Source organism: Dermabacter hominis NBRC 106157 (assembly GCF_001570785.1).
Classification (GTDB): Bacteria; Actinomycetota; Actinomycetes; order Actinomycetales; family Dermabacteraceae; genus Dermabacter; species Dermabacter hominis.
In genome coordinates this window covers 491,975-517,330 of record NZ_BCSI01000001.1, presented here as the reverse complement: position 1 = coordinate 517,330, position 25,356 = coordinate 491,975, and the positions used below count along the sequence as shown (strand labels likewise).

Here is a 25,356-nt window from a genome sequence, read left to right as displayed (position 1 = left end):
CCGAGCCTACGCTGTACCCGCGGCCTTCGCGCGCTTATCGGTCTTTGTCATGTCTTCGAGGGCACCGGCGAAGATGAAGATCCCGATCGCGTAGAGGGGCACGAGCGCGAGGGCATAGCGGAGAGTGAAGAGGTCGGCGAGCCAGCCGACGATCGGTGGGGCGAGAAGGAACCCGATGCGCGCGAACCACCCGACAACGGTGATGCCGACCCCGTGACCGAAATCTTCAATGTTGTCGCCCGCACGGAAGACAGCCGGGAAGAGGGTCGCGACACCCCAGCCCGCAGCGGCGAAGCCGATGACCGCCGTCACGGCGTTTGGCCACACGAGCATGAAGCCCATACCCACGAACGAAATTACCGCGCCGACGCGCGCCGTTTTTCGGTCGCCCCACGCATCGACGATCGGGTCTCCCACGAATCGACCGACCATCTGCGCACCTTGGAGGGCGACGAAAGCGAGCCCCGCGACGAACGGCGAAGCATCGAAGGTGTGGGTCATGAAGAGCGCACCCCATGTGCTACCCGCATCCTCGGTCGAGCCGGCAAATACAAGAACCATGCCGAGCGCGCCGAGGAGCGCGAGCGCACCGAGCTTCCCGCGTTGTGGCGTGGTGCTTTCGAAGAGGGGGGCGCCGCTCGTCTCCCCCATGAGGTCAGCCGGGGCTTCGTTCGCGGAGGAGGCGCTTGGAGACGAGACCTCTTTGACGCGCTCGGAAGCGTCGGAACCTTTGAGCAGGAACGGGAAGTTCGCAATCGCGATGGCCCCAAACACGACGAGCCCGCCCCAGCCTTGCCAGGCGAGCGGGACACCGAATTGCGCGCACGCGGAGCCGATCACGCCCCCGAGCACAGCACCGAGGGACCAAAATCCGTGAAAGCTGTTGATGATCGAGCGGCGATAACGGCGCTCGACCCTCATCCCGTGGGCGTTCTGCGCGATATCGGTGATGGCGTCGAAGCTCATCGCGAGCACGAAGCCGAGCGCGAGCATGCCCCAGCTCGGAGCTAGATAGATGAGCACGTGCGCGCTCGAGGCGAGGATCTGAAAGATCACCGCGGTTTTCCCGGATCCGAGCCGCTTCATAATCGGCGCGGCGAGCAAGCCAAAAGCGAGGCCGCCGAGCGGTCCGAGACCGACGGCGAGTCCAAGTTCCGCGTTGTTGATGCCCAGCTGCCGCACTATCTCCGGGTAGCGCGGGAGAATCGCACAGAAACTCACGCCATTGAGGAGAAACACAAGCGAGACCGCCCACCTTGCGCGGACGGCTTCACGATCTGGCAGACAAGTTTCGGGCATCCCATCTCCAAACACCGTAGGCTTAAGGCATGTCTACTCATATTAATGCCCCCGAAGGCGCGATCGCGCCCTACGTCCTCTTCCCCGGCGACCCCTATCGCGCGAGGTGGATCGCGGAAACCTTCCTTGACGATGCGAAGCTCTATAACGAGGTGCGCGGCATGCTCGGCTACACGGGCACCTACAAGGGTGTGCGTGTGAGCGTGCAGGGCTCAGGCATGGGCCAGCCGTCGATGGCGATCTACGCGCACGAGCTCATGAACGACTACGACGTCCAGGCCATCATCCGCGTGGGCACCGCGGGCGGTATGGCGCCGGAGGTCAAGGTGCGCGACGTCGTGATCGCGAGCACCGCCAGCACGGATTCGGCCATGAACCGCGCGCGTTTCGGTGACGTCACCTACGCCCCCGCGGCCGACTTCGAACTCCTGCGCCTCACGGTGGAAGCTGCCGAAGCGCAAGAACTCCCCTATCGCGTTGGCGGTCTGTTCTCCGCCGACCAGTTCTACAACCCGAATCCGATCACCCAAACCCTCGCCAACTACGGTGTGCTTGGAGTCGAGATGGAAACCGCTGGGCTGTACACGCTCGCCGCACAGTTCGGCCGCAAGGCGCTATCCGTGTGCACGATTTCCGACCATCTGCTCACGGGTGAAGAAACGAGCGCTCAAGAACGCCAGGAGACGTTCGACTCAATGATCGTCATGGCTCTCGAGGCCGTCGTGGCCCTCGATAAAAGCGCAGATAAGAAGCGTGCGCAATAGCTCGCTCCTGCTTCTTCGCAACGAAAAGGCCTCGGCAACCGCGCCGAGGCCTTTTGTTATCGCTGTCTGTTCTACTTCGTGAAGAAGCGCGGGACGATATCGAACGCCAGAAAGAGCGCGACAATCGACATGGCAAGCCCAACGACGAACCAAATCGGGGCAACCGTGTAGAGGCTCATAACGTAAAGGCCGCCAGCGAAAAGCAAGAACACGACCGCGGTGAGGAGAATCGAAAAGCCGAGGCTGTAGCCCTGCGAGGTTTCGTTGCTTGCCGCGGCGTTATTGTGCTGGGTCACGCTTTTCTCCATGATGGTCGGGTAGGAATGTCGGCCGCCGCAAGCGGCCGCCGCGACCTCAGTCTAAACGATGGACGAAAGTCCTCCAAGTGCTTCGCGGCGAGTCTATCTCCTGTATAACGGGGACATGGAGAAAAACGCACGCCGAGCGCTCACCGTCATTCAACACGAGGACGACTGCCCACCGGGCATGCTCGAACCGCTCGCGCGTGCCGCGGGCCTCACGCTCAACGTTATTCGACCCTACCGGGGCGAAACACTGCCGTCCCTCTCGAGCATCGCCTCCACGTCCCGCGGTCTCATCATCCTCGGCGGCGGCCCGGGCCCACTCGAGGACGATCGCTACGACTGGCTCGCACCGTGCCGAAAGCTCTGTCTCGACGCTGTCGAGATCACATTTCCGCTCTTTGGAATTTGCCTCGGTGAGGAACTTCTCGGAGCTGCACTAGGAAGTGCGATTACCCGCAGGCCGGAGCCTGCCGTCGGGCTCTGCACCGTAAAAACGCAGCCGGCTGCCGCCACCGATCCCCTCTTTTCCCATGCCGGGCTTCACGAAACCGGGACGGTGTTCCGCGCATTCCAGTGGCACAAGGACGAAGTCTCCGCACTCCCCACGACCACTCCCGGTGGCACGCCCATCGTTCCCCTCGCCGTCGATAGCGAGGGTCGACTCGAAGCATTCCGGGCTGGCGAGGCGGCATGGGGTGTGCAGTTCCACCCCGAGGTCACGCCCGCAATTGCGACGCGCTGGGCCGCTACGAGCGCACTCACGCCCGCCGAACGAGAACGCGATTCCTTCGCGCGCGAGATTGAACAGTGGCGCGCGAGCGCCCAGGGGGCGCACGGTTCCGACGGCGCCTTGCGGCTACTCGAAGCTTTCCTTCACCTTGTGCAGCCAGCCCGCCACTAGGAGCGGCCGCGCGATGGAAGGTTACGCGGCTTGCGCTGATGCCTCATGCACGCGCGCAGCTTCGCGATAGAAACCAAGGAGCTGTTCGGCGAGAACCGGCCACGTGCGCTGGCGCACCGAATCCTGAGCGGCCACAGCGAAATGCTCGCGTTTCGTATCGTCCCCGAGGAGGTCCTCGACGTAGGCACGAAGCTCATCGAGCTTGCCGGGTGTGTACAGCCAGCCCGTTCGCGAATGGTCGATGAGGTCGATGGGGCCGCCGGAGCGGGGGGCTATCGCCGGCAGCCCGGAAGCCATCGCTTCCTGGATCGTCTGGCAGAAAGTTTCGAGCTCTCCCGTGTGCACAAACAGGTCGCACGTAGCCACAACCTCCGCGAGCTCGGCGCCCTTCTTGAACCCCGCGAAATACGCGCCCGGCATGGCCGCGCGAAGCTCTGCCTCGAGGGGCCCTTCGCCAACGATCACAAGGCGAACGTTGGGAAGCGATTCAAGCACGGCGAGGTCCTCGACCTGCTTCTCGGCTGCAAGGCGCCCGACGTACACCACGAGCTTTTCACCATTCGGGGCAAGGCGCTCGCGAAGCTCGTCGCTGCGCCGCGAGGGCGAGAATTGCGAAGTGTCGACCCCACGGCGCCAGATCTGCACGCGTTCGATGCCGTGCTCGACGATCTGGTTGCGCGTGCTTGACGACGGTGCAAGATTCACCTCGCAGCGGTTATGGATGTCGCGGAGGAACATCCACATCGCTTCCTCGAGAACTGGCGCCCCGTACTTGCGCGTGTAGCCAGGAAGGTCAGTTTGGTAGATCGCGACCGTTGGGATACCTCTTTTGACGGCGGCCTTCGACGCTGCGTTGCCGAGCAGGGCGGGGCAGGCAAGGTGGACGACATCGGGATGAAAATCGTCGATGATCGAGCGAATGCGGTAGTTGGTCGTCGCACTCATGCGCACCTGCCCGTAGCCCATCATGGGGATCGACAGCACGGGGATGATTGGCACGCGCTCCGCGCCGAACGTCAATTCATTCGGGATACCGGGCGCGCCGGGGGCGACAATCCGCACCTCGTGGCCGGAGAGAGCGAAGCACTCGACGACGCGAAGAACGGAGTTGGTCACGCCGTTCATGTGGGGAAGGAACGATTCGGCAACTACGAGGATTTTCACGCTTCCGATTGTGCAGCCTCGGAGCAACGCCCACGATAAAGACACGTGTCCCCAATGTGACGGGGGCGTGAACGCTACGCGTCACGCCCCCGTGACTTTCGCGGCTGGTCGCGGATAACCTCAGTACTTCGCCGAGGCGATGCCCGCGCCCTCCACGAGGGACTCGAGCTTCGCCCATGCGATCTCCGGGTGGATGCGGCCGCCAAGACCACAGTCGGTCGACGCAATCACACGCTCGGGGCCCACGATGTCCGCAAAGCGCTCGATGCGCTGCGCCACGAGCTCGGGATGCTCCACGACGTTCGTCGAGTGCGAGACGATGCCGGGAACGATCACGCGATCCTCGGGCAGCGTGACGTCCTTCCAGACAACCCACTCGTGCTCGTGGCGCACATTCGCCGCTTCGAACGAGTAGTACTTCGCGTTAACCTCGAGCATGAGCTCGGCGAGATATTTGAACTCGAAGTCCGTCACGTGCGGCCCGTGCCACGAACCCCAGCACGTGTGCAGGCGCACGAGCTCGCGAGGGATTCCATCGATCGCACGGTTGATGGCATCGACGCGCTTCTTCGTGAACGCGAGGTAGTCCTCAACGCTCGGCTCAGGGTTGATCTGGTCGAAGTTTTCGGCAAGCGAAGGGTCATCGATCTGGATCTGAATGCCGGCGTCGGTGATGGCCTTGTACTCGGGGCGCATCACCTCCACCCACGCGTCGAGGAACGCATCCGGATCACCGTAGTATTCGTCGTGAATTCTGGCGCCCGAGCCCGGCGACAGGGTCGAAAGGTAGCCCTTTTCATACCCCGACTTCTCAAGTGCGTGCGAGAAGTTTCGAATGTCGTTCGCGCACAGGTCCTTACCGAGTTCGGAGAAGGCAACCGGCCCGGTGGCAGCAGGAATGATGAACGTTTCGGGCTTGTCGTTGGTCGTGGGAACACCGGTAATGGGATCGGCGTACGCTCCAGGGAAAAGGCTGCGGTCGCGGCGATCCTCGAAGCTCGTCAAGACAATCTTGCCGGGCTCGCTGCGCTGCGGTTTTGCATTGAAGAAATCGGTCCCCGTGAGCTCGAGCCCCTCGGTGCGGTCGTAGATGTATGACCACCAGGAGCCGTAATTCACGGCTGAGCCCATCGCCTTGCCGTACTCGCCATCGCCCGGCACAGAAATACCGATCTCCTTCTGGCGGGCCACGACGCCATCGACCGCGTCCGCGAGAATGCGTTCAAACTCAGGCGATTTCTTTGGGGTGAAGCCGTCGGCCTCAAGCTCCCTGTTGTAGTTCGCGTCGATCAGTTCTTGGGTGCGCGGGAGCGAGCCCGCGTGTGTGGTGAGTATCTCTGTCATGGCCATCAACCTACGAGATTCGCAATGGCGTGGCCAAACTCCAGTTCACGCTCGTTCATGTTTCCCAAGACCAACGCAAAGGTGGGGCGTTCCCGAAGGAACGCCCCACCCTTAGGCTGCGCTATTAGCCCTGTTCGTAGGCGTCAAGTGGCTGGCACGAGCACACGAGATTGCGGTCACCGTATGCCTGGTCGATGCGCCTGACCGGCGGCCAGTACTTCGCCTGGTACTGCATCTGCTTTGTCATGTGGAAGTCAGGGTCATAGCCCGCTTCGCTCGCAGCATTCACACCCGGGTACACCGCTTCGTCACGCGAGTAGGGATGATCCCAGTCCTCGCGCGCAACCGAATACGCGGTGTGCGGGGCGTTGACGAGCGGGTTGTCGTCCTTCGGCCACTCGCCCGACACAACCTTTTCGGCTTCGTCCGCGATCCGGTGCATCGCGAGGATGAAGCGCTCGATCTCCCACAGGTCTTCCGATTCGGTCGGCTCGATCATGAGGGTGCCCGCAACGGGGAAGCTCATGGTCGGCGCGTGGAAACCGTAGTCAATGAGACGCTTGGCAACATCATCGACGGTAATACCCGTGCGGTCGGTGAAGGGGCGCAGATCCACGATGCACTCGTGCGCCACGAGCCCGTTTTCCCCACGGTAGAGGATCTCGAACTTCTCGCCGAGCCGCTTCGCCATGTAGTTCGCGGCAAGCACGGCCGATGCGGTCGCGTGGCGCAGCCCCTTCGCGCCCATGAGGCGGATGTAGGTCCACGGGATGGGCAGGATCGACGGGGAACCGTACGGTGCCTGCGACACAGGCGCGCCGCCGTGGGCGCGATCCGCACCGCCGATGACGGGGTGCTCCGCATTTTGCATGTCCGGGTGCCCCGGCAGGAACGGTGCGAGGTGGGCCTTTGCCGCAACGGGGCCGACGCCAGGCCCGCCACCGCCGTGCGGAATGCAGAACGTCTTGTGCAGATTCAAGTGCGAGACATCGCCGCCGAATTCGCCCGGCTTCGCCACTTCGAGCAGCGCGTTGAGGTTTGCGCCATCAACGTACACCTGCCCGCCGGCATCGTGCACAAGCTGCGTGATCGTACGGACTTCGGACTCGTACACGCCGTGGGTCGACGGGTACGTGATCATGATGCACGCGAGTTCATCAGCGTGATCCTTGATCTTCTGCTTGAGGTCGTCGAGATCCACGTTGCCGTTTGCGTCGCTCGCAACAACGACGACGCGCAGGCCCGCGAGGACCGCGGAAGCGGCGTTTGTGCCGTGGGCCGAGCTCGGCACGAGACACACGGTACGGGCGGATTCGCCGCGGCTCGCGTGGTAGGCACGGATCGCGAGAAGACCCGCGTACTCGCCCTGCGAACCAGCGTTCGGCTGAAGCGACACAGTGTCGTAGCCTGTGACGTCGGCGAGCCAGGTCTCGAGCTGAGTAATGAGCTCGACGTAGCCTTGAACGTCGCTTGCAGGCGCGGACGGGTGGATCGCGTTGAACTCGGGCCACGTAACTGCGGCCATTTCGGTCGCGGCATTGAGCTTCATCGTGCACGAACCGAGCGGGATCATGCCGCGATCGAGGGCGTAGTCCTTATCCGCGAGACGGCGCAGGTAACGCATCATCGCGGTCTCCGAGCGGAACGAGTTGAACACGGGCGCCTCAAGGAACGAGGACGTACGCGCGAGTTCGCCCCATGTCTCACCGGGCTGAGCCCAGTCGTCAAAAGCCACGTCGCCGACGTGCGAGGGCGAGAACTCCGAAAATACCTCGATGATCTCCGAAAGCGCGTTCGGCGTGACAGTCTCGTCGAGGCTGATGTGGACAGTGTCCGCATCGGGATGAGCGACGAGGATGCCTCGGTCGTCGAAGGCCTGAGCAATGTCCTCGGCCTTGCCGTTGACGGTCACTTCAAGGGTGTCGAAGAACGTCTCGTGCTTGAGCTGGAAACCGTTCGATGTGAGCCACGCAGCGAGCGCGGCGGTGCGGCCAGCGACCTCGCTAGCAATCTGCTTGAGGCCTTCGGGGCCGTGGTACACGGCGTACATCGACGCCATGACAGCGAGCAGGACCTGCGCCGTGCAGATATTGCTCGTTGCCTTCTCGCGGCGAATGTGCTGCTCACGAGTCTGGAGGGCGAGGCGATACGCGGGGTTGCCCTCCGCATCCAGGGAGATACCCACGAGTCGGCCGGGAATCTGCCGCTCAAGCCCCTTCGAGACCGCCATGTAGCCAGCGTGCGGGCCACCAAAGCCGAGCGGAACGCCAAAGCGCTGGGAGTTACCCACCGCAACATCCGCGCCGAGCTCGCCGGGCGAGGCAAGGAGCGTGAGCGCGAGCAGATCCGCGGCCACGATTGCCTTGGCCTTGTTGGCCTGAACCGCCGCAATCACGTCGCGAGGATCCCACACGCGACCCGAAGCACCCGGGTACTGCACGAGCGCGCCGAAGTACTCGCCCGACGGAGCGCCATCGTTCGCGAAATCGACGTCCTTCAGTTCAATGCCAACGGCCTCGGCACGGCCGCCGAGAACAGCACGGGTCGATGGCAACACGTCGGTGTCCACGAGGAACACATTCGACTTGTTGCCGCGGGCCGCGCGGCGCGCAAGAAGCATTGCCTCGGCAGCCGCAGTGGCCTCATCGAGCATCGACGAGTTTGCGATCTCGAGGCCCGTGAGGTCCCCGATCATGGTCTGATAGTTGAGCAGCGCCTCGAGTCGACCCTGCGAGATCTCAGGCTGGTACGGCGTGTACGCCGTATACCAAGCTGGGTTCTCGAGGATGTTTCGCTGAATGACCGAGGGCGTGTACGTGCCGTAGTACCCGTGGCCGATGAGCGATCGCTTCACGGTGTTTTTCTTCGCAAGAGCGCGAAGCTCCTCGAGAGCCTCGGCTTCGCTCGCGCCTTCGGGAAGCAGGGAATCCAGCCCCTCGTCGAGAAGGATCGTGCCCGGCACGGCTTTTTCAAGAAGTGCACCGAGCGAGTCGAGGCCAAGCGCCTCGAGCATTCTCTTCTGGTCCTCGCTCGCAGTGCCGACATGACGACGAACGAACGAATGAAGACCGTCGATCGCCGAATTATCGACAGCGACGTTGCTGTGGTGTTCAGACATGAACGGGAAACTCCTCAAATGTTTACTTGCTGGTCAGTTCGCTGTATTCCTCGGCCGAGAGCAGATCATCGGGGGTGTCGGTGACCTTGACCTTGATGAGCCATGCTTCGCCGAAGGGGTCGTCGTTGACCTTCTCGGGGCTTTCGACGACGTCCTCGTTCACCTCGGTGACCTCGCCCGACAGCGGCGCAAAAAGATCCGAGACCGACTTCGTCGACTCGATCTCGCCCATCTCGGTGCCGGCCTCAATTTCTTCACCGACGGAGGGCAGGTCGACGTAGACAACGTCGCCGAGCTGGTCAGCAGCAAAGTCGGTCACGCCGATCGTTGCGGTGCCGTCGCCTTCCTCGCGCACCCATTCGTGGTCCTTGCTGTACTTCAGATCCGACATCTTCGTTCCTTTCAGAGTGTGTGAAGCGTACCTTCGTGAAAATCCTACGGGCCGCCTCCTGGTAGGCAGCCCCACGCGTCACTTGGCGCGCGAGTAAAACGGGAGGGATACGACGGTTGCGGGCAGCGCCTTGCCGCGCACATCAATCGACAGTTCCTGACCTTCGTTCGAGAGGTGAGGCTCAACGTAAGCGAGCGCAATCGGGTAACCGAGAGTCGGTGCGAGCGCACCCGAGGTCAGCTCCCCTACCTCCGTGCCGTTCTCATCGTGAAGAACGTAGCCCGCGCGGCCGGCGCGGCGACCGTCGGCCTTGAGCCCCACGAGCACTCGGCGATCCGAAAAATCCTTGCCCTCGAGGGCTTCGCGCCCGACGAAATCGCCTTTCGACTTGAAGGCGACCACCCGGCGAAGGCCCGCCTGTGCCGGGACGATATCGAGGCTCAGCTCGTGGCCGTAAAGGGGCATGCCGGCTTCGAGGCGGAGCGTGTCGCGGCACGCGAGACCGCACGACTGGATGTTCTCGCCGCCGACTTCGGCGATGGCCTCCCATGTCTTCACGCCCAAGGCGTTCGGCACGTAGATTTCGAAGCCGTCTTCGCCCGTGTAACCGGTGCGGGCAAAAAGGATTTCCTCGCCCTCATAGGTCCCCGCAAGAATGCGGTAGTACTTGAGAGCATCGAGCGCGTCGAGATCCGCCTCGACACCTTCACGTTCAGCAAAGCCGCGCACGATTTCCGCGGACTTCGGGCCCTGAACCGCAACGAGCGCGATCTCCTCGCTGCGATCGGCAACCTCAACATCGAAACCTTCAGCACGCTCCTTGAGAGTCTTCGCGTCCACGAGACGGTTGCCCGCGTTCGGGACGGTGAGGAAGCGATCCTCTGCGAGGCGGTAGACGATCAGGTCATCGATGATGCCGCCTTCCTCGCTCAGCAAGAGCGAGTACTTCGCGCGGCCCACCTCAAGCGAACTGATCTTTCCCGCAAGCGCATAGTCAAGCGCTTCGCCAGCCTCCGGGCCCGTAAAGAACACCTCACCCATGTGCGAGAGGTCGAACTGACCGGCACGCTCGCGCACGGCGGCGTGCTCGGCAAGATCCGAGGTGTAGCGCACGGGCATATTCCAGCCCGCAAAATCGGTGAACGAGGCGCCCTCACGCTCGTGAACGGCGAACAGTGGGCTGTTGATGAGCTCGGCCATCGGATTTCCTGCCCTTTCTTGCGCGATACTCGCGCGGTGTTTCCCGCGTCTTCGCGGGGTGTCCGGGTTGCAGTGACATGAACACGACTAAAACACACGGTGACCCGCATCGCGAGCGCACCTCGGAATGTCTCAGGCGTCACAGTTAAAGTAGTGGGCGTGAGACGCGAACACGAACCCTATTGGCCAGTTCGGCTATGCACCGAACGACTTCATATCCGGGAACCCGGAGAGGCAGACCGGGACGACTACGTGCGGCTCATGACCGATCCCTCGGCGAGTCACTACCTCGGCGGAGCCGTGAATTTCGGCTCGCGCCAGGCCCTCGAACTTTCGCCGCTCGGGAACACGTGGGGCGCCTGGATCATTGCGCACGGCGCAACGGATCAGATGCTCGGTATCGTCAACCTGAACTACGACCGCGACGAGCTCGAAATCACGTACGCGCTCCTGCCCGAATTCGTCGGTCACGGCTACGCGCGCGAAGCCGTCAGGCGCGTCATCGAGTTCGCTAGAGACAACCTCGACGAACCCGTCATGATCGCCGTTGTTCAAACATCGAACAAGCGCTCGGTTGAACAGCTCAAAAAGATCGGCTTCCGCGTAAGGCGCGGACTCGAAGAATTCGGGGGCCAGCAGCTCCTCATGGAATATCCGCTGCAAGCCGAGCCGGGCGAGTGTCGGACCTCCGTCACCGCACCCGAGGTCCCCACACTCTAAAACGGGTCGAGGAACGGGTTGCGCCTCTCGCGCCCGCGGTGTTCCGCCCAGCGCGCGAGCACCGTGTGGGCGTCTTCCCGCACCACATAGTCGAACACACCCGCGAGGCGGTCCGAGTCCGCGTACGGGTCGATACACACGGTCACCGCACCCGAAGCGCGCGCAAGCGGCGCGAGCAGCGATGCCGGAGCAACCGCGTTCGACGTACCGACGGCGAGAAACACGTCGCAGTTACGCGCCGCGTTTTCCGAATACTCGAGCACTCCGCTCGGGAGCATCTCGCCGAAAAGGACGATGTCGGGACGCGTGAGGGCCCCGCACACGGGGCAGTCACGCGTCACCCCGTAATGCTCGGGATCGGAAGGATCACGCTCGGGATCGAGGCGCACGGCGAGTTGCGCGCGCCACGTGCACTCCGGGGTGAGGCACACGGCCTCCGCCGCGCTTCCGTGCAGTTCGGCAACATCGTGCGAACCGGCGAACTGGTGCAGCCCGTCGACGTTCTGGGTCAGAATCGTTGCGTCGAGCGCTGCGAGAGACCGATGCCCGGGGGTCGGCCCCGCGATGAGCGCCCGCTCAAACACGCTCCCCCACACGCGCCACAGGATCGGCACATTTCCCGGAAGACGACTGACGTCCATTGCCGCCTCGAGATCGGGGTTTTCCTCCCAGATCCCACCCGGCCCGCGGAACGTCGCAAGCCCGGCCGCAGCACTCAGACCGGCGCCGGTCAGCGCGACGACCCGCTCATGATGGGGTCGAAGCTCAAACGAACGAGTTTTCACGCGCGCACTCAGTAGCGCATGCCCATGCGGTCGCGGACCTCATCGAGGGTTTGGACCGCCCGCTCACGCGCACGCTCCGTGCCCGCGCGCAGCACCTCGAAGAGGTAGTCGGGATTCGCCTCGAGTTCGGCGCGACGCGCCCGCACCGGTTCGAGATGAGCATTGAGGGCATCGGCGCACATCACCTTGAGTGTCCCCGCACCCTTATCACCGATCTCCTCGGCGATGTCCTCCGGCGAGCGGCCGGTGCATTCAGCAGTAATGGTGAGAAGGTTCGAAACCTCGGGGCGATTGTCGGGATCGAACGTGATGAGGCGCTCCGAGTCAGTCTTGGCCTTCTTAATCTTCTTCGCCGTTTCCGCGGCGGTCATCTTGAGCATGACCGTGTTCCCACGAGACTTCGACATCTTGTCGCCGTCGAGGCCGAGAATCACAGCGGCCTTCGAGAGCAGCGCATCAGGCTCCGGGAAGTACTTTTCGCCGCCGGCGAAGCGCTCATTGAAGCGTCGCGCGATGAGGCGGGTCTGTTCGATGTGCGGGAGTTGATCCTTGCCAACCGGAACGAGATTGCCGTGGCAGAAAAGGATGTCTGCCGCCTGGTGGACGGGGTACGTGAGCAGCAAGCCGCCCATCGCGCTCTTGCCCGCAGCCTGCATCTCCGACTTCACGGTGGGATTGCGCTCGAGTTCCGGCTGCGTCACGAGCGAGAGAAACGGGAGCATGAGCTGGTTGAGTTCGGGAACACCCGAATGCGCGAAGATCGTTGCGCGCTCAGGATCGATGCCCGCAGCGAGGTAGTCGGTGAGGAGCTCGCGCACCGAGCCCTTGATATCCCCCGCGACGTCACGATCCGTAATCACCTGGTAATCAGCGACGAGGATCCAGGTCTCTACCCCCTGTTGCTGAAGGCGAACCCTGTTCTTGAGCGTGCCGAAATAGTGGCCGATATGCAGAGCACCCGTGGGGCGATCTCCGGTGAGCATGCGAAAGACCGACGGGTCCTTCGCGAGCTGTTCCTCAACCTGAGCGTTGCGCTTGAGCGCCGCCTCGTAGGTCTTATTGGGAATGTCGGCAATATGGGTCGTGGGGGCAGAGTCGGTGGTGTTCACGCCTTTTAGCCTATCGTGTTCGCGGGCGGTGAGGTGGTTTGCCGAACCACGAGCTCGGGACGCACAACGTAGACGGCGCGAGGGGCTTGCCTCGACTCCCCCGTTGCACTGCTCACGCTTCGTATGGCGGTACGCGCGATGGCCGGCACCGGTTGGCGAATTGTTGTAAGCGCGGGAGTATGGTGCGCCGCGAGCGGAATATCGTCGTACCCCACGACCGACATGTCCGCGGGCACTTGGAGCCCAAGATCACGAATCGCTGCGATTGCCCCGAGCGCCATTTGATCACTCCCGCACACCATGGCCGTGCATCCTTGGTCGTAGAGCTCAAGTGCGGCCTGGTAACCACCCGCAAACGAAAAATCGGTGTAGGCGACGCATCCGAACTCGTGGGGCCAGTGCTCCTCGAACGCCGCAACCTTGCCGCGTACCGGCCACGAGTGCTCGTCGCCAACCGCGAGGCCCACGCGCACGTGACCGAGGTGCCGCAAGTGCTCGAGCGCGAGAAAGACCGCTTTCGAATCATCGGTGCTGATGAAACTCGCGTCTAGCCCGGGCCGCACCCCGTTAATGAGGCAGAGCTTGATGCCGCGTTCGGCGCACGCGATGTAGTGATCGATGCTCGTTTCATCGTGCGCGTGCTGACCCGAGACAAGAACGACCCCCCGCGCGCCGGCGCGTATGAGGCGCTCCATGGAGGCGGCTTCTTGCGCCTCGCTTCGCGCGTTGATGCTCACGAGAGTCTCGAGGTCCGCGGCGTAGGCCTCAGCTTCGAGGCGCTCGAGAAAGAGCGGGAAGATCGGGTTTTCCATGTTGGGCATGACAAGGCCTACGAGAGGCGCCGCGTCATCGATTGCACCGTCGGTGCGACCGAGCAGGCGCGCGACTGAAAGAACCTTGTCGCGAGTTGCAGCGTTGACACCGGGTTTGCCCGCAAGGACGCGCGACACGGTTGCTTCACTCACGTGCGCTTTGCGCGCTATATCGATGAGTCGCACCTTCGCCATACGGTCCCTCCAGGGCCAAAAGTGTCGCGCGTGGAGCGGCGTCCACATTGGTAAACCATGCGCGCGAGCTGAATTATCGAACTGCAAGTTTCTTGCGATCTTTCTGCTATTTTTGCACAACTTTCGCTTTCACGCTACGGTGAAAGCACGACACACCCCCGTCGCCCCGCGCCTACGCGGGTCCACCATTTCAAAGGAGAACACGGTGAAGATTCGCCGCAAGACTTTCCTCGCTGCAAGCGCAGCAACCATCGGCGCTACTGCCCTCGCCGCATGTGGCGGCGACAAATCGGGCTCGAACTCCTCGGGCGCCTCGGACGGCGGCGCGAGTGGCGATAAGTCCAAGGCCCCAGAACGTGCCGACGCCGACCTCGTCATCTGGACCGATGAGAAGAAGGCCAACTCCCTCAAGGACGCCGCAGCCAAGTGGGGCGAGGCAAACGGTATGACCGTTGCCGTGCAGATCGTGGCGACCGACCCGCAGGCGAACTTCATCACCGCGAACCAGGCCGGCAATGGCCCCGACATGATCCTCGCGGCCCACGACTGGATCGGTAACCTCATCCAGAACTCCGCCATCACCCCGGTTCAGCTGAGCGCGAAGGCAACCGAAGCCATCGACGAAATCGGCATGAAGGCCGCCACGTACGAGGGCCAGGTGTACGGCCTCCCCTACGCCGTCGAAACCCTCGTCCTCTACTCGAACAATGCCCTCACGGACGTTCCCGAACCGAAGACCATCGAGGAACTCGTTGAAGCCGGCAAGGCCTCGGGCGCCGAGGACATCCTCTCCCTTCCGATCGGCGAAGAAGGCGACGCCTACCACATGGAGCCTCTTTACACCTCGGGCGGCGGCTACCTCTTCGGTAAGACCGCCGAGGGCGACCCGGATCCCTCGGATATCGGCGTGGGCAAGGAAGGCTCGATCGCTGCCGGCGAGAAGCTCAAGGAACTCGGCGAGCAGGGCGTTCTCAAGACCTCGATCACCGGCGAGAACTCGATCGCGCGCTTTACCGACGGCAAAGCCGCCTACCTCATCTCGGGCCCCTGGGCACTCGCAGACATCCAGAAGGCCGGTATGGACTACACGATGAGTGCGATTCCCGGCTTCGAAGGCATGAACCCGGCCGAGCCGTTCGCTGGTGTCAACCTCTTCTTCGTTGCCGCCAACGGTAAGAACGCGGTCAACGCCCAGACCTTCATCCAGTCCATCGCCGAGGATTCGACCGTGATCGAGGAAATGTTCCCGATCAACCCGCTTCCCCCGGTCAACAAGGAAATTCAGGAGAAGCTCGCGGGCGAGCATCCCGACATGATCAAGAACGCTGAGTTCGCCTCGAAGGCGCTGCCGATGCCCGCGATCCCCGCCATGGCCGCTGTGTGGCAGCCGCTCGGAATCGCCCAGGCCAACATCATCAAGGGCGCCGACCCCAAGGACGCCATGGAGTCCGCAGGCGAACAGATCAAGTCGCAGATCTGATCCCCACGAACGATCTCCCGTGATACTCACGCGCGCGAGCAGGGCGCACGGCTTCGGCCGCCGCCTTGTCCGCGCGCGTGACCCCTTACTTCGCCCCTTTAGGAAGGGTCCACGCCCATGACCGCAACGGATGCGCCCGCGTTCAAGGAACGCTCCACGTCGCTCTTGCCCCTTATCCTCAAAATCGTTTTCCTCGGCGCGGTGCTCGCAACCGCGTGCTGGCTTGTGCCCGTGCTGATCGGCCTCAAGCTGTGGATGTGGCTCGCGATCACCATCGTCGTCACGATCGCGATTTTCTGCATCTACTCGACTAAACGCTTCATCCCCGCGAAGTACATCTTCCCGGGAACGTTCTTCCTTCTGATCTTCCTCATTACGCCGATCCTCCTCACCGTGAACTACTCGTTCACGAACTACGGTGACGGCACGCGCGGCACGAAGGAACAGGCGATCGCTTCGATCACCGGCAATTCGGTGAAAGAAGTGGAAGGGTCGACGCGCTTCAACGCGAGCGTTGCGACGACCGGCACCGCCGCCGACGGCCCGTTCGAGCTGTATCTCGTGAATCCAGAAACGGGAGAGATCTTCCACGGAAGCACCGAGCAGCCGCTTGAGAAGGTCGATCCGGCCGACGTCAAAGTCGAGAATAAACGCGTCGTTGAGGCCGGCAAGGGCGTCCAGATCCTCACAAACAAGGAGATCAACCAGGCAGGAAAGAAGGTCCTCGAGATCGCCGTTGAAAAGAGCGATACAGAGGCGATCCGCCTGCTCACTCCGACGATGGCCTTCGAGGGTACGAAGGTCATGCGCTATGACGAGGCGTCCGACACGATCACGAATTCCGAAACGGGCGAGACCTGGTCGATCAAGAAGGTCGGAAGCAGCGAGAAGTTCGTCAGCGACAAGACGGGGCAGGCGCTCTCACAGGGCTGGCTCCAAGGCGTCGGTCTCGATAACTACGCGCGCCTGTTCACGAATGGCAAGATCGGCGCGCAGTTCTTCAAGGTGTTCCTGTGGACCCTCGCGTTCGCATTCCTGAGCGTCGCCACGACGTTTATCTTGGGGCTTTTCCTCGCGCTCGTCCTCAACGACGACCGCCTCAAGGGCAAGCGACTGTACCGCTCCTTCCTGCTCCTTCCGTACGCGGTCCCAGGCTTCATCTCGCTGCTCATCTGGTCGAACTTCTACAACAAGGACTTCGGCCTCATCAATAACTTGCTCCACCTCGACATCAACTGGCTCGGGGATCCGACGATGGCGAAGGTCGCGGTGCTGCTCACGAACCTCTGGATGGGCTTTCCCTACATGTTCATCATTTGCACGGGCGCTCTCCAGTCGATTCCGGAGGACATCAAGGAGGCCGCCCGCATCGATGGCGCGAGCCGCTTCCAGACAACGGTTCGGGTTATCGCCCCGCTTCTGCTCGTCGCCGTTGCGCCCCTGCTCGTGTCGTCGTTCGCGTTCAACTTCAATAACTTCAACGCGATCCAGTTGCTTACGGGTGGCGGCCCGTTCGGCCAGGGCGAATACACGGCCGGCGGAACCGACATTCTCATTTCGATGATTTACCGCATCGCGTTCGGCGGTTCCGGCGCCGATTTCGGCTTCGCCTCGGCGGTGTCGGTCGCACTGTTCTTCATCACGGGTCTTCTCGCCGCGCTGCAGTTCCGCGCGACGCGAGTGCTCGAGGACTTCAACTAGGGCGCGCGAGGTAGGAGAAAACAATGTCTAAGAACAATCCTCAAGACTTCGAGCGTTCCAACAAGATGCCCTTCGGCCGATGGTGCGCCGAAATCGGGTGGCGTCACCTCGTGGGTATTGCCGCGATGATTTTCGCGGCGATCCCGATCCTCTACGTGATCTCTGCGTCGCTCAACCCGCTCGGCACGGTCAGCTCGACCTCGGTGATCCCGACGCAGTTCAGCCTCGTGCATTTCGAAACCCTCCTGAGCGGTGCACGCGGAAACTTCTTGCAGTGGGCCCTGAATACGGTCATCGTCTGCGCGGTCGTCTCGTTCACGCAGATCTTCCTGTCGCTGCTTGCGAGCTATGCCTTCAGCCGAATGCGGTTCAAGGGCCGCCGCGGAGGTCTCCTCGCGCTCCTGCTCGTCATGATGTTCCCGGCGATCCTCTCGATGATTGCGGTGTACACGATGATCGCGGATCTCGGTCAGGCGATTCCGTTCCTTGGCCTCAACTCGCTTCCGGGCTACATCATCGTGATGCTCGGCGGTTCACTCGGCCAGGTGTGGCTCATCAAGGGCTTCTTCGACACTGTTCCGAAGGAACTCGACGAAGCCGCAATCATTGATGGCGCAAGCCACTGGCAGGTGTTCTGGCGCATTCTCGTGCCGACCCTCACGCCGATTCTCGCGACCACCTTCGTGCTGTCCCTCGTCGGTGTCATGAGCGACTTCCTCCTCGGCTCGATCTTCCTCACGGATGACAGCAAGAAGACTCTCGCGGTCGGGCTCTACGGCATGCTCCAGGGCGATCGCTCGAATAACCTCGGCATTTTTGCGGCCGGTGCGGTCATGACGATGATCCCGGTGATCGCGCTATACCAGTTCCTCCAGAAGTACATCGTGGGTGGCTCGACCGCCGGCGCAGTGAAGGGCTGATCGCTGCGTGAGGTCGTACGACGAGGACTCAGGCACGCTTTTGGCGCGCGAACCCTTCCACGACAACTCGCGCATTGGGGTTCCCTCCCGGGCCGCGGGGCTCGACGCGTCCGTTCCACTTCGCGTGTGGGTTCCCGATTCGGTGGAGAATCCGACGGTTGTTTTGCGCCAATTAATGGACGGGGAGCCCCGGTTCGTCACGTGTACGCGGGGCGATTCCGACGGTGCCGGGCACTGGTTTGAGGCCGAGCTTCTCGCGCGCAATCCGGTGACGAGGTATCGCTTCCTCGTGACGGGGCGCGAAGATGGCCACTCGGTGTACGAGTGGCTTACGGCCGCGGGAATCGCCGATCACGATGTCTCTGACGCCCACGATTTCACGTATCTCGCGCGCGGCTCGAAGGCCCCCGAGTGGCTAGAGGGCGCGATCGTGTACCAGGTGTTCCCGGACCGTTTCGCACGTTCGGTCTCAAGCGGGGAACTTCCCGTGCACGAGCTTCCCGAGTGGGCACTCCCTATGAAGTGGGACGAGCCGTGCGAGGAGAACGGCGAGCGCAACGGTCGCCAAATCTACGGTGGCGACCTCAAAGGCCTCGAAGAGAGGCTTGGCTACCTCCAGGATCTTGGCGTCAGTGTCGTGTACATGTGCCCGATTTTCCCGGCAGGTTCGGCGCATCGCTATGACGCCTCGACGTTCGAGTACGTCGATCCTCTACTGGGCGGCAACGAGGCCCTGGTTTCGCTCACCCGGGCCGCTCATGCGCGCGGCATGAAGATCGTCATGGACCTCACGACGAACCACACGGGCAATACCCACGAGTGGTTCGCACGAGCGCAGGCTGACGCGACGAGTGAAGAAGCAGGCTTCTACTTTTTCACCGAGCACCCTGACCGCTACGACGGCTGGCTCGGCATCGATTCGCTCCCGAAGCTCGATTACGAGAGCGCCTCGCTTCGCGAGCGTATGTACGCGAGCGAGAATTCGATCGTGCGCCGCTACCTCGAGCCCCCGTTTAACGTGGACGGCTGGCGCATCGACGTTGCGAACATGACGGGTCGCCACGGCGCGCAGGATCTCACGCACGAGGTAGCCCGCGAAATCCGCGAGGCAATGCGAGAGGACACGTGGCTTGTCGCCGAGCATTTCCACGATGCCTCAGCCGACCTTGCCGGTGACGGCTGGGATGGCGCGATGAACTACACCGGCTTCACGAAGCCGCTGTGGGCGTGGCTGAGCCCCGAGGACTCCTCGGTCAATTGGCTCGGCCTCCCCATTGGCGTGCCGAGACTACCCACGCGCGCCGTGCTCGCGACCCTTCGTGAGTACAACGCTCAACTCCCCTACGAGGCTCGCCTCCACTCACAAAACCAACTGTGCTCGCACGACACGGCACGTAGCCGCACCGTGTTCGCCGACCCGGACCGCCACGCGGCCGCCCTCGGCGCGCTCGTGGGGTTGCCGGGCATCCCCACCCTTTTTGCCGGGGACGAGCTCGCACTCGAAGGCAACAACGGCGAGCACTCACGCACCCCGATGCCGTGGGGGGCTATCGATGCCGGCGCTCTTCCCGACAAGGCGCAGCGTTGGCGAGAGCTCACCAAGCGAGTTTTTGCGGCGCGCCACGCGTTTCGAGCCCTGCGAAGCGGCGGCATTCGCTGGCTGCACGCTGGGTGCGACTCTCTGACCTTCATACGCACCGATGAACAAGAGCCGGTTCTCGTCCATCTTGCGCGAGCGGCGCACGGCGAGATCGCTCTTCCCGAATCGCTCGTACTTGCTTCCCCCAGCGGGCACGACCGCGCCGCCGTGTGCTCCCCGGGCCTCACTCTCGAGACCGCGGGCTCCACACGTGGCAAGCAGCCGTCGGAACACACACTGACCCTGCACGCCGAACGCGCGGGCTTCGCCCTCGTGCCCTTGCGACCTCTCACGGCCGCACCTACTCGCGGCCACTGAGCCGCCCCCAACTGTTCCCGCCCGCACCTCGTGGGCACCCCGTACAACCCAAGGAGGAATCCACATGGCCAACGAATGGTGGCGCGACGCCGTTGTTTATCAGGTGTATCCGCGCTCGTTCGCTGACGCAAACGGTGACGGCATGGGCGACTTGCCCGGCATCACCGCCAAGCTCGACTACCTCAAGGACCTGGGCGTCGATGCGCTGTGGCTCTCCCCGTTCTACACGTCCCCGCAAAAGGACGGCGGCTACGACGTCTCGAACTACACCGACGTTGATCCACGTTTCGGCTCGATCAGCGACGCCGACGACCTCATCGCCCGCGCACACGAGCTCGGCATCAAAGTGATCGTCGATATCGTTCCGAACCACTCGAGCGATCAGCACGAGCTGTTCCAGAAGGCCCTTGCGGCACAGCCCGGCTCGCCCGAACGCGATATGTACATGTTCCGCGACGGCAAGGGCGAAAACGGCGAACTTCCGCCGAACAACTGGCAGTCGATTTTCCACGGAAGCGCCTGGACTCGCGTCACGGAGGCCGACGGCAAGCCCGGCCAGTGGTACCTCCACATCTTCGATACGTCTCAGCCCGATTGGAACTGGGAAAACCCCAAGGTTCACGAACTGTTCGAGGGCGTTTTGCGTTTCTGGATGGAGCGCGGGGCCGACGGCTTCCGCGTGGACGTCGCGCACGGCATGGTGAAGCCCGAGGGACTTCCCGATGCGCCCGAGGCCAAGGAAACCGCGATGCTCGATACGGGCGATGACGACGACATCCCCGTGTACTTCGATCAGGACGGCGTGCACGAGATCTACCGCGAGTGGCGCGCCATCATGAACGAATACGACGGCGATCGCATGATGGTCGCCGAGGCTTGGGTTCCTAAGAACCGCCAGCACCTCTACGTGCGCCCCGACGAAATGCACCAGATCTTCAACTTCGGATTCTTGCAGGCCGGTTGGAGCGTTGAGACCCTTACCTCGGCGATCATGGAGCCGCTGACCTTCGCGAACGAGGTCGGCGCCCCCACGACCTGGGTGCTGTCCAACCACGATACGATCCGCCACGCGACCCGCTACGGCTTCGATCACGGCTACCGCTTCGGCGAGGGCCTCTCGCGCGAGGAAAAGCCTGACTTCGAGCTCGGCGTGCGCCGCGCACGCGCTGCGACTGCACTCATGCTGGCCCTGCCCGGCTCGGCCTACCTCTACCAGGGCGAAGAGCTCGGCCTTCCCGAGGTCGCGGACATCCCCGACGAGCTGCGCGAAGACCCTGCCCACAAGCGCGCTGGTGTTCCGGGCCGCGACGGCTGCCGCGTGCCGCTCCCCTGGGAAAAGAATGCTCCCGCCTACGGCTACTCCCCGACGGGCGAGGCGTGGCTCCCCCAGCCCGAGATCTTTGGCGAACTCGCCGCAGATCAGCAGGCTGGAAAGCCCGATTCCACGCTCGAGATGTACCGCACGGCCCTGCGCCTGCGTCGCGAGCTCGAACTCGGCAAGGGCACGGACGTCACGATCAACGACTCGCTCGGTGAGGGCATCCTCTCGCTCACCTCGGGTCCCATCACGGTGCTCGTCAATACGACCGATCAGGATCACGCGCTTCCCGAAGGAGCCGACGTCGTGTTCGCCTCCGTTCCAGACGCGAAGACCATCCTCGCCGCAAACTCAACGGTGTGGATCAAGAAGTAAGCACCGCCCGCCTGTAGGCGATCGACGCTAAACCGGCAGGCGTCGGACCCGGAACTCACCGGGCCCGGCGCCCGCCCCTTTTTAACGAAAGTTCTCGGGCGTAAACCCCATGCTGCGCCCCACTCTTTCCGCGGCTTCGCGCACAGCTGGGCAGAGAGTGTCGATTCTTTCCTCCGAGGTCCGGAACGCAGGTGCGGCGAGGAGAAGCGCCCCCACGATCCCTCCGCGGTGATCGAAGATAGGGCTTGCGATACCGACCTCGTCTGCATTCGAATCGCGATTGTTGACCGTGTAGAGGCGTTCGCGAATCTCGGCGCAATGCTGATCGTAGGACTCTCTGCTCCAGCCGAGCACCGCCGGCTGAACCTCGTCAGCTCCCTCGGTTTTCAGGCCGGGCTCTCCCCCACCCCATGCGTGGAAGACTCGCACGGTTGCGTGGGAGAGCGACAGGTAGCGCGTACCGATCGGGGTGACGTGGCGGATCATTTCGGTGCCCTGCACCTGCTCGACCACGATCGCCTCTACCCCGTCGAATACGCACAGCGACACCGTCTCGCGGGTCTGTTCAGCGAGTTCTTTCATGATGGGGTACGCGAGCGAGCGCAGATCCAAGTGCGACAGGAGCGGGCCAACGATCGACAAAAGCCCCCAGTTCAGCCGGTATTTTTTGTCTCGGGGTTTTGCGCAACCATGCGTTCAGCCTCGAGGGTGCGCAAGGTTCGTGACACGCTCGACTTGTGAAGTCCGACGGCCTCCGCACTTTCGGTGACGCCGCATTCGGGTTCATCGACCGTGAAGCATCGAAGGATTGCGGCGGCGGTCGAAATGGTGGAATTCGAACGCGGGGCCTGGGGCGCGGAGTGTGTGGTCGTTTTCGTCATGACGGCTCCATGCTAATCACCGCGCGAGAGGCCTTGCACGGCGGCAAAGCCTCCTGCACGAAGTGTGACGAGCTCAATTACTTTGTGGGACATACCGAGATCGCGTCCGGGATTTGCTTCGGCGACAGAAGAGCCTGCTCATATTGGCGCGCCGGCGCGCGCAGGAGCGATGTCGGGTAGCGCCGTCGTCATGTTCACAATGAAGGAACGGACTCGCCCACAGCGCTACTCAAATGTGGTCGTGCATCTGCGTTGACGCAGATTGGCATCATCGCTTGAGACGTCACAAGAGACGAGGAAAGTCTAGTGAGCGAAGGCGGGAGTGAGCCGCTTGCCTGCCTTCTTGACCGTCGCCTTCGCGAGCTCACGCAGCGAGTCAACGATGCGCCTGTCGCCTGACATCGATTCCTTGTCGAAGATCAAACTCAATTCGGTACATCCAAAGATCACCGCACCGGCACCAGCTGCCTCCATTGCGTCGATGATGCCGGAAAGGGCGGGGAGGTCGACGGGGCGTCCGGCCTTGACTTGGTCGTAGATGAGAGAGTTCACGACCTCTTGAACGTCCCGGTCGGGAACCAACGGCGTGAGGCCCGCGCGCGCTAGCGCATCCTGGTAAACGTTTGCGCGAATATTGCCCTCAGTCGCAAAGATCGCAACCGGCGAATCCTCTGCTCGGCGCTCCCGGAGACGTTTGGCGGCGGCTCGCACGGTGACCTCGACGATCGACAGCAGATCCACCTCCGCCGCGGAATCGATCGCTTCGGCGTAGTGATGGGCGGTGTTGCAGGGCAGCACGAGGAACGTCGCTCCCGCATTCTCCAAAAACGTCGCATCGCGGGCGAGCACAGGGCCCGGGTCCTCCGCATGCTCAGGGTCGAGGATATGGCGCGTACGGTCGGGGGTGCTCGCGTGCTGCATCACGATGCAATCAATGTGGTCCTGGTCCGTTCGAGCAGCGGTCGCTCGCACAAGGACGTCCATGAACACGGCCGTCGCCCCGGGGCCTACCCCTCCAAGTACCCCTACGAAAGGGGTCTGCCACACCGTCATCGCTTCTCCCCAGAGGCCTGTACGTCCGCGGTATCGGGCTTGTAGTGCGTGCGGAATTTTTTCACGTAGTTCACGAGAGCCGCGTAGTAGTAAAACCAGCGTTTCGGATCTTTTTCGACTCCGCGATAGTTGAGCGGATTCTTGACGCGCCTCGCTTTGAGTACGCGCTTGAGAATCGCGCGCGATTCAGGATCGCGGGTGTAGTGCTTGACGAGGGCCACCGGCACCACGGTGTAGAGCGTTTCTGGCTGGTCCTGAACAATCTCCCCCGGCTCTCCGAGAGCATCGAGGATGTGCTCGTTGACGTAGTAGGTGACGGGGTTGTGGCCGGCTGCGGTGATGTAGTAGTTCGATCGGCCAAGTCGGGGGTTAAGCTCAAAGAACACGGTTCGGCCCGTTCGCGGATCATACTTGAGGTCAAAGTTCGCGTAGCCGGTCCAACCGAGTTCACTCACAATTTTTTGGGCCTGTGCCACGGCTTCGCGATTGACGCCCGCAACGATCGCTGCGGGATTACCAATGGCGCCGGGAGTGTGCTCCTCGAGCAGCGTCCGCCCCCACGAGGCAAATCGGATACGGGAGTTGCGGTCGCAATAGGCGGTGAGGATGCGCATGTTTTGATCGTCGCCGGGAATGAGGTCCTGGACGATGATCGCCTTGCGGTAGCCGGCCCCGTGGACCTTGGCAAAGAGTGAACGGAGATCCTGTTCGTTCGCTACCGTGTGGACCTTGGACTTCCCGACAAAACTCGTTCGCTTCCATGCCGAAACGTCGGCTGGTTTCGCGATTACGGGGTAGTCAAAGGGGAGGTCGAATGATTCAGGCACCCCCGCTGCGAGGTCGACGATCACCGTTTCGGGGTGGTCAACACCGAGCTTTTCGCACAGGCGCGTGAAGTTGTTCTTCTCGGTGCCGGCCTCGAACGCCTCGAGGCCCACGTACGGCACGATCCACGTGGGGTCCATTGCTCCGAGCTCATCGCGGACACGGATGATGGATTTGACCGTGGCATCAGCGGAACCCAAAACGATGACGTGAGCGTTCGGCCGCTCACGCCCAATATTCTCGGCAATCGCTGTGAGCGACGGAGCGAGCACGTCGGGGGTCATGGGGTCCTCGCACAGCACGTTGTCGATGATCGCGCTTCTCGCGATCTGCCACCCAAGTTTCGCACTCACAACAATTGACTTGACCCCGTACGCCTCGTGAAAGGCGCGCGCGAGTGAGTAAGCGCCGATGTCACCCCCGACGATGACCGGTTGTATATCGAGCGCGGCCGCCTCTTCCGGCGAAATTTCCGTGTGCACCATAGCCGCGACTATATCGAGCCTCGAGCCCTCAGTTGCGTTCCCGCGCGCGTGACTTCGCGCAACTGAGGCTTTTCTCCCCGCACGCAATTCCGGGAAAACTCCGGGATGGCGTTCACCGCCCCGAAACATAGGGCACATATTCTCGAAGGGCGAAGCGTTGTGGCGACGCGCCCGCCTGCGGGTTTGCGGGCCTCGCTTGCCGGCGAGGTCTCAGCCTCGCGGGTTGAGAAACTTGAGCAATATCAGTCTCGAGG

General features: G+C 62.7%; 22 protein-coding genes. 8 read left to right on the top strand and 14 right to left on the bottom strand.

The window, feature by feature from the left end:
• Positions 1-6: 6 nt before the first annotated feature.
• Positions 7-1,239, bottom strand: coding sequence for an MFS transporter (locus DEHOM01_RS02325; RefSeq protein ID WP_245630636.1), 1,233 nt, complete (start codon positions 1,237-1,239; stop codon positions 7-9).
• An 89-nt stretch (positions 1,240-1,328) separates the two neighbouring features.
• Between DEHOM01_RS02325 and deoD the strand changes: the two genes are divergently transcribed.
• Positions 1,329-2,063, top strand: coding sequence for a purine-nucleoside phosphorylase (gene deoD, locus DEHOM01_RS02320; RefSeq protein ID WP_034372715.1), 735 nt, complete (start codon positions 1,329-1,331; stop codon positions 2,061-2,063).
• A gap of 71 nt (positions 2,064-2,134) precedes the next feature.
• Here deoD and DEHOM01_RS02315 read toward each other — a convergent pair whose 3' ends face one another.
• Positions 2,135-2,359, bottom strand: coding sequence for a hypothetical protein (locus DEHOM01_RS02315; protein ID WP_082738654.1), 225 nt, complete (start codon positions 2,357-2,359; stop codon positions 2,135-2,137).
• 127 nt (positions 2,360-2,486) lie between these two features.
• On the opposite strand from DEHOM01_RS02315, the gene DEHOM01_RS02310 reads away from it, so the two are divergent.
• Complete coding sequence (locus DEHOM01_RS02310) at positions 2,487-3,269, top strand: type 1 glutamine amidotransferase (protein ID WP_061211297.1); 783 nt, start codon at positions 2,487-2,489, stop codon at positions 3,267-3,269.
• Positions 3,270-3,290: 21 nt separating this feature from the next.
• Here the strand turns inward: DEHOM01_RS02310 and DEHOM01_RS02305 are convergent, their stop codons facing one another.
• The 5 genes from DEHOM01_RS02305 to gcvT all read right to left on the bottom strand — a co-directional run bounded on the left by DEHOM01_RS02305 (position 3,291) and on the right by gcvT (position 10,486).
• Entirely contained in the window at positions 3,291-4,433 is a 1,143-nt protein-coding gene (locus DEHOM01_RS02305; RefSeq protein WP_061211296.1) for a glycosyltransferase family 4 protein, read from the bottom strand.
• A gap of 120 nt (positions 4,434-4,553) precedes the next feature.
• A complete protein-coding gene (locus DEHOM01_RS02300) occupies positions 4,554-5,777 on the bottom strand; it encodes a cobalamin-independent methionine synthase II family protein (protein ID WP_061211295.1) in 1,224 nt (407 codons plus the stop codon).
• A gap of 124 nt (positions 5,778-5,901) precedes the next feature.
• Positions 5,902-8,895: an aminomethyl-transferring glycine dehydrogenase gene (gene gcvP / locus DEHOM01_RS02295; RefSeq protein WP_174519425.1), complete on the bottom strand. Its 2,994-nt coding sequence runs from the start codon at positions 8,893-8,895 to the stop codon at positions 5,902-5,904.
• A gap of 22 nt (positions 8,896-8,917) precedes the next feature.
• The gene (gene gcvH, locus DEHOM01_RS02290) at positions 8,918-9,286 is read right to left on the bottom strand and encodes a glycine cleavage system protein GcvH (RefSeq protein WP_061211294.1); all 369 of its coding nucleotides are present in this window, start codon (positions 9,284-9,286) and stop codon (positions 8,918-8,920) included.
• 78 nt (positions 9,287-9,364) lie between these two features.
• Complete coding sequence (gcvT, locus tag DEHOM01_RS02285; protein ID WP_061211293.1) at positions 9,365-10,486, bottom strand: glycine cleavage system aminomethyltransferase GcvT; 1,122 nt, start codon at positions 10,484-10,486, stop codon at positions 9,365-9,367.
• A 99-nt stretch (positions 10,487-10,585) separates the two neighbouring features.
• Here gcvT and DEHOM01_RS02280 point away from each other — a divergent pair, with 99 nt between their 5' ends.
• Positions 10,586-11,206, top strand: a complete 621-nt coding sequence (locus DEHOM01_RS02280; protein WP_369405714.1) for a GNAT family N-acetyltransferase — start codon at positions 10,586-10,588, stop codon at positions 11,204-11,206.
• On the opposite strand, the gene DEHOM01_RS02275 is transcribed toward DEHOM01_RS02280, so the two are convergent.
• From DEHOM01_RS02275 to DEHOM01_RS02265, 3 genes are read right to left on the bottom strand one after another with little or no spacing between them, the layout of a single operon-like run.
• Positions 11,203-11,991, bottom strand: a complete 789-nt coding sequence (locus tag DEHOM01_RS02275; protein ID WP_061211291.1) for an SIR2 family NAD-dependent protein deacylase — start codon at positions 11,989-11,991, stop codon at positions 11,203-11,205. The two genes, DEHOM01_RS02280 and DEHOM01_RS02275, sit on opposite strands and share 4 nt — an antisense overlap.
• A gap of 8 nt (positions 11,992-11,999) precedes the next feature.
• On the bottom strand, positions 12,000-13,100 hold the full coding sequence (trpS, locus tag DEHOM01_RS02270) for a tryptophan--tRNA ligase (protein WP_217997991.1): 1,101 nt from the start codon (positions 13,098-13,100) through the stop codon (positions 12,000-12,002).
• 5 nt (positions 13,101-13,105) lie between these two features.
• Positions 13,106-14,107: a LacI family DNA-binding transcriptional regulator gene (locus tag DEHOM01_RS02265; protein ID WP_061211290.1), complete on the bottom strand. Its 1,002-nt coding sequence runs from the start codon at positions 14,105-14,107 to the stop codon at positions 13,106-13,108.
• Between the two features lie 205 nt (positions 14,108-14,312).
• Between DEHOM01_RS02265 and DEHOM01_RS02260 the strand changes: the two genes are divergently transcribed.
• The 5 genes from DEHOM01_RS02260 (at position 14,313) to DEHOM01_RS02240 (ending at position 21,858) form a co-directional block, all read left to right on the top strand.
• Complete coding sequence (locus DEHOM01_RS02260; RefSeq protein WP_061211289.1) at positions 14,313-15,587, top strand: sugar ABC transporter substrate-binding protein; 1,275 nt, start codon at positions 14,313-14,315, stop codon at positions 15,585-15,587.
• A gap of 117 nt (positions 15,588-15,704) precedes the next feature.
• Positions 15,705-17,288: an ABC transporter permease subunit gene (locus tag DEHOM01_RS02255; protein ID WP_061211288.1), complete on the top strand. Its 1,584-nt coding sequence runs from the start codon at positions 15,705-15,707 to the stop codon at positions 17,286-17,288.
• A 23-nt stretch (positions 17,289-17,311) separates the two neighbouring features.
• Positions 17,312-18,208, top strand: coding sequence for a sugar ABC transporter permease (locus tag DEHOM01_RS02250; protein WP_061211287.1), 897 nt, complete (start codon positions 17,312-17,314; stop codon positions 18,206-18,208).
• Positions 18,209-18,215: 7 nt separating this feature from the next.
• On the top strand, positions 18,216-20,165 hold the full coding sequence (locus DEHOM01_RS02245) for an alpha-amylase family glycosyl hydrolase (protein ID WP_061211286.1): 1,950 nt from the start codon (positions 18,216-18,218) through the stop codon (positions 20,163-20,165).
• A 64-nt stretch (positions 20,166-20,229) separates the two neighbouring features.
• Positions 20,230-21,858: a glycoside hydrolase family 13 protein gene (locus tag DEHOM01_RS02240; RefSeq protein ID WP_061211285.1), complete on the top strand. Its 1,629-nt coding sequence runs from the start codon at positions 20,230-20,232 to the stop codon at positions 21,856-21,858.
• 81 nt (positions 21,859-21,939) lie between these two features.
• Here the strand turns inward: DEHOM01_RS02240 and DEHOM01_RS02235 are convergent, their stop codons facing one another.
• The 4 genes from DEHOM01_RS02235 to DEHOM01_RS02220 all read right to left on the bottom strand — a co-directional run bounded on the left by DEHOM01_RS02235 (position 21,940) and on the right by DEHOM01_RS02220 (position 25,102).
• Positions 21,940-22,500: an IclR family transcriptional regulator gene (locus tag DEHOM01_RS02235; RefSeq protein WP_061211284.1), complete on the bottom strand. Its 561-nt coding sequence runs from the start codon at positions 22,498-22,500 to the stop codon at positions 21,940-21,942.
• An 11-nt stretch (positions 22,501-22,511) separates the two neighbouring features.
• Positions 22,512-22,739: a helix-turn-helix domain-containing protein gene (locus DEHOM01_RS02230; protein ID WP_061211283.1), complete on the bottom strand. Its 228-nt coding sequence runs from the start codon at positions 22,737-22,739 to the stop codon at positions 22,512-22,514.
• Positions 22,740-23,042: 303 nt separating this feature from the next.
• Complete coding sequence (gene cuyB / locus DEHOM01_RS02225; protein ID WP_061211282.1) at positions 23,043-23,792, bottom strand: cysteate racemase; 750 nt, start codon at positions 23,790-23,792, stop codon at positions 23,043-23,045.
• The gene (locus tag DEHOM01_RS02220; protein ID WP_061211281.1) at positions 23,789-25,102 is read right to left on the bottom strand and encodes a carboxylate--amine ligase; all 1,314 of its coding nucleotides are present in this window, start codon (positions 25,100-25,102) and stop codon (positions 23,789-23,791) included. The genes cuyB and DEHOM01_RS02220 overlap by 4 nt, the downstream gene beginning before the upstream one ends.
• Positions 25,103-25,356: the final 254 nt, after the last annotated feature.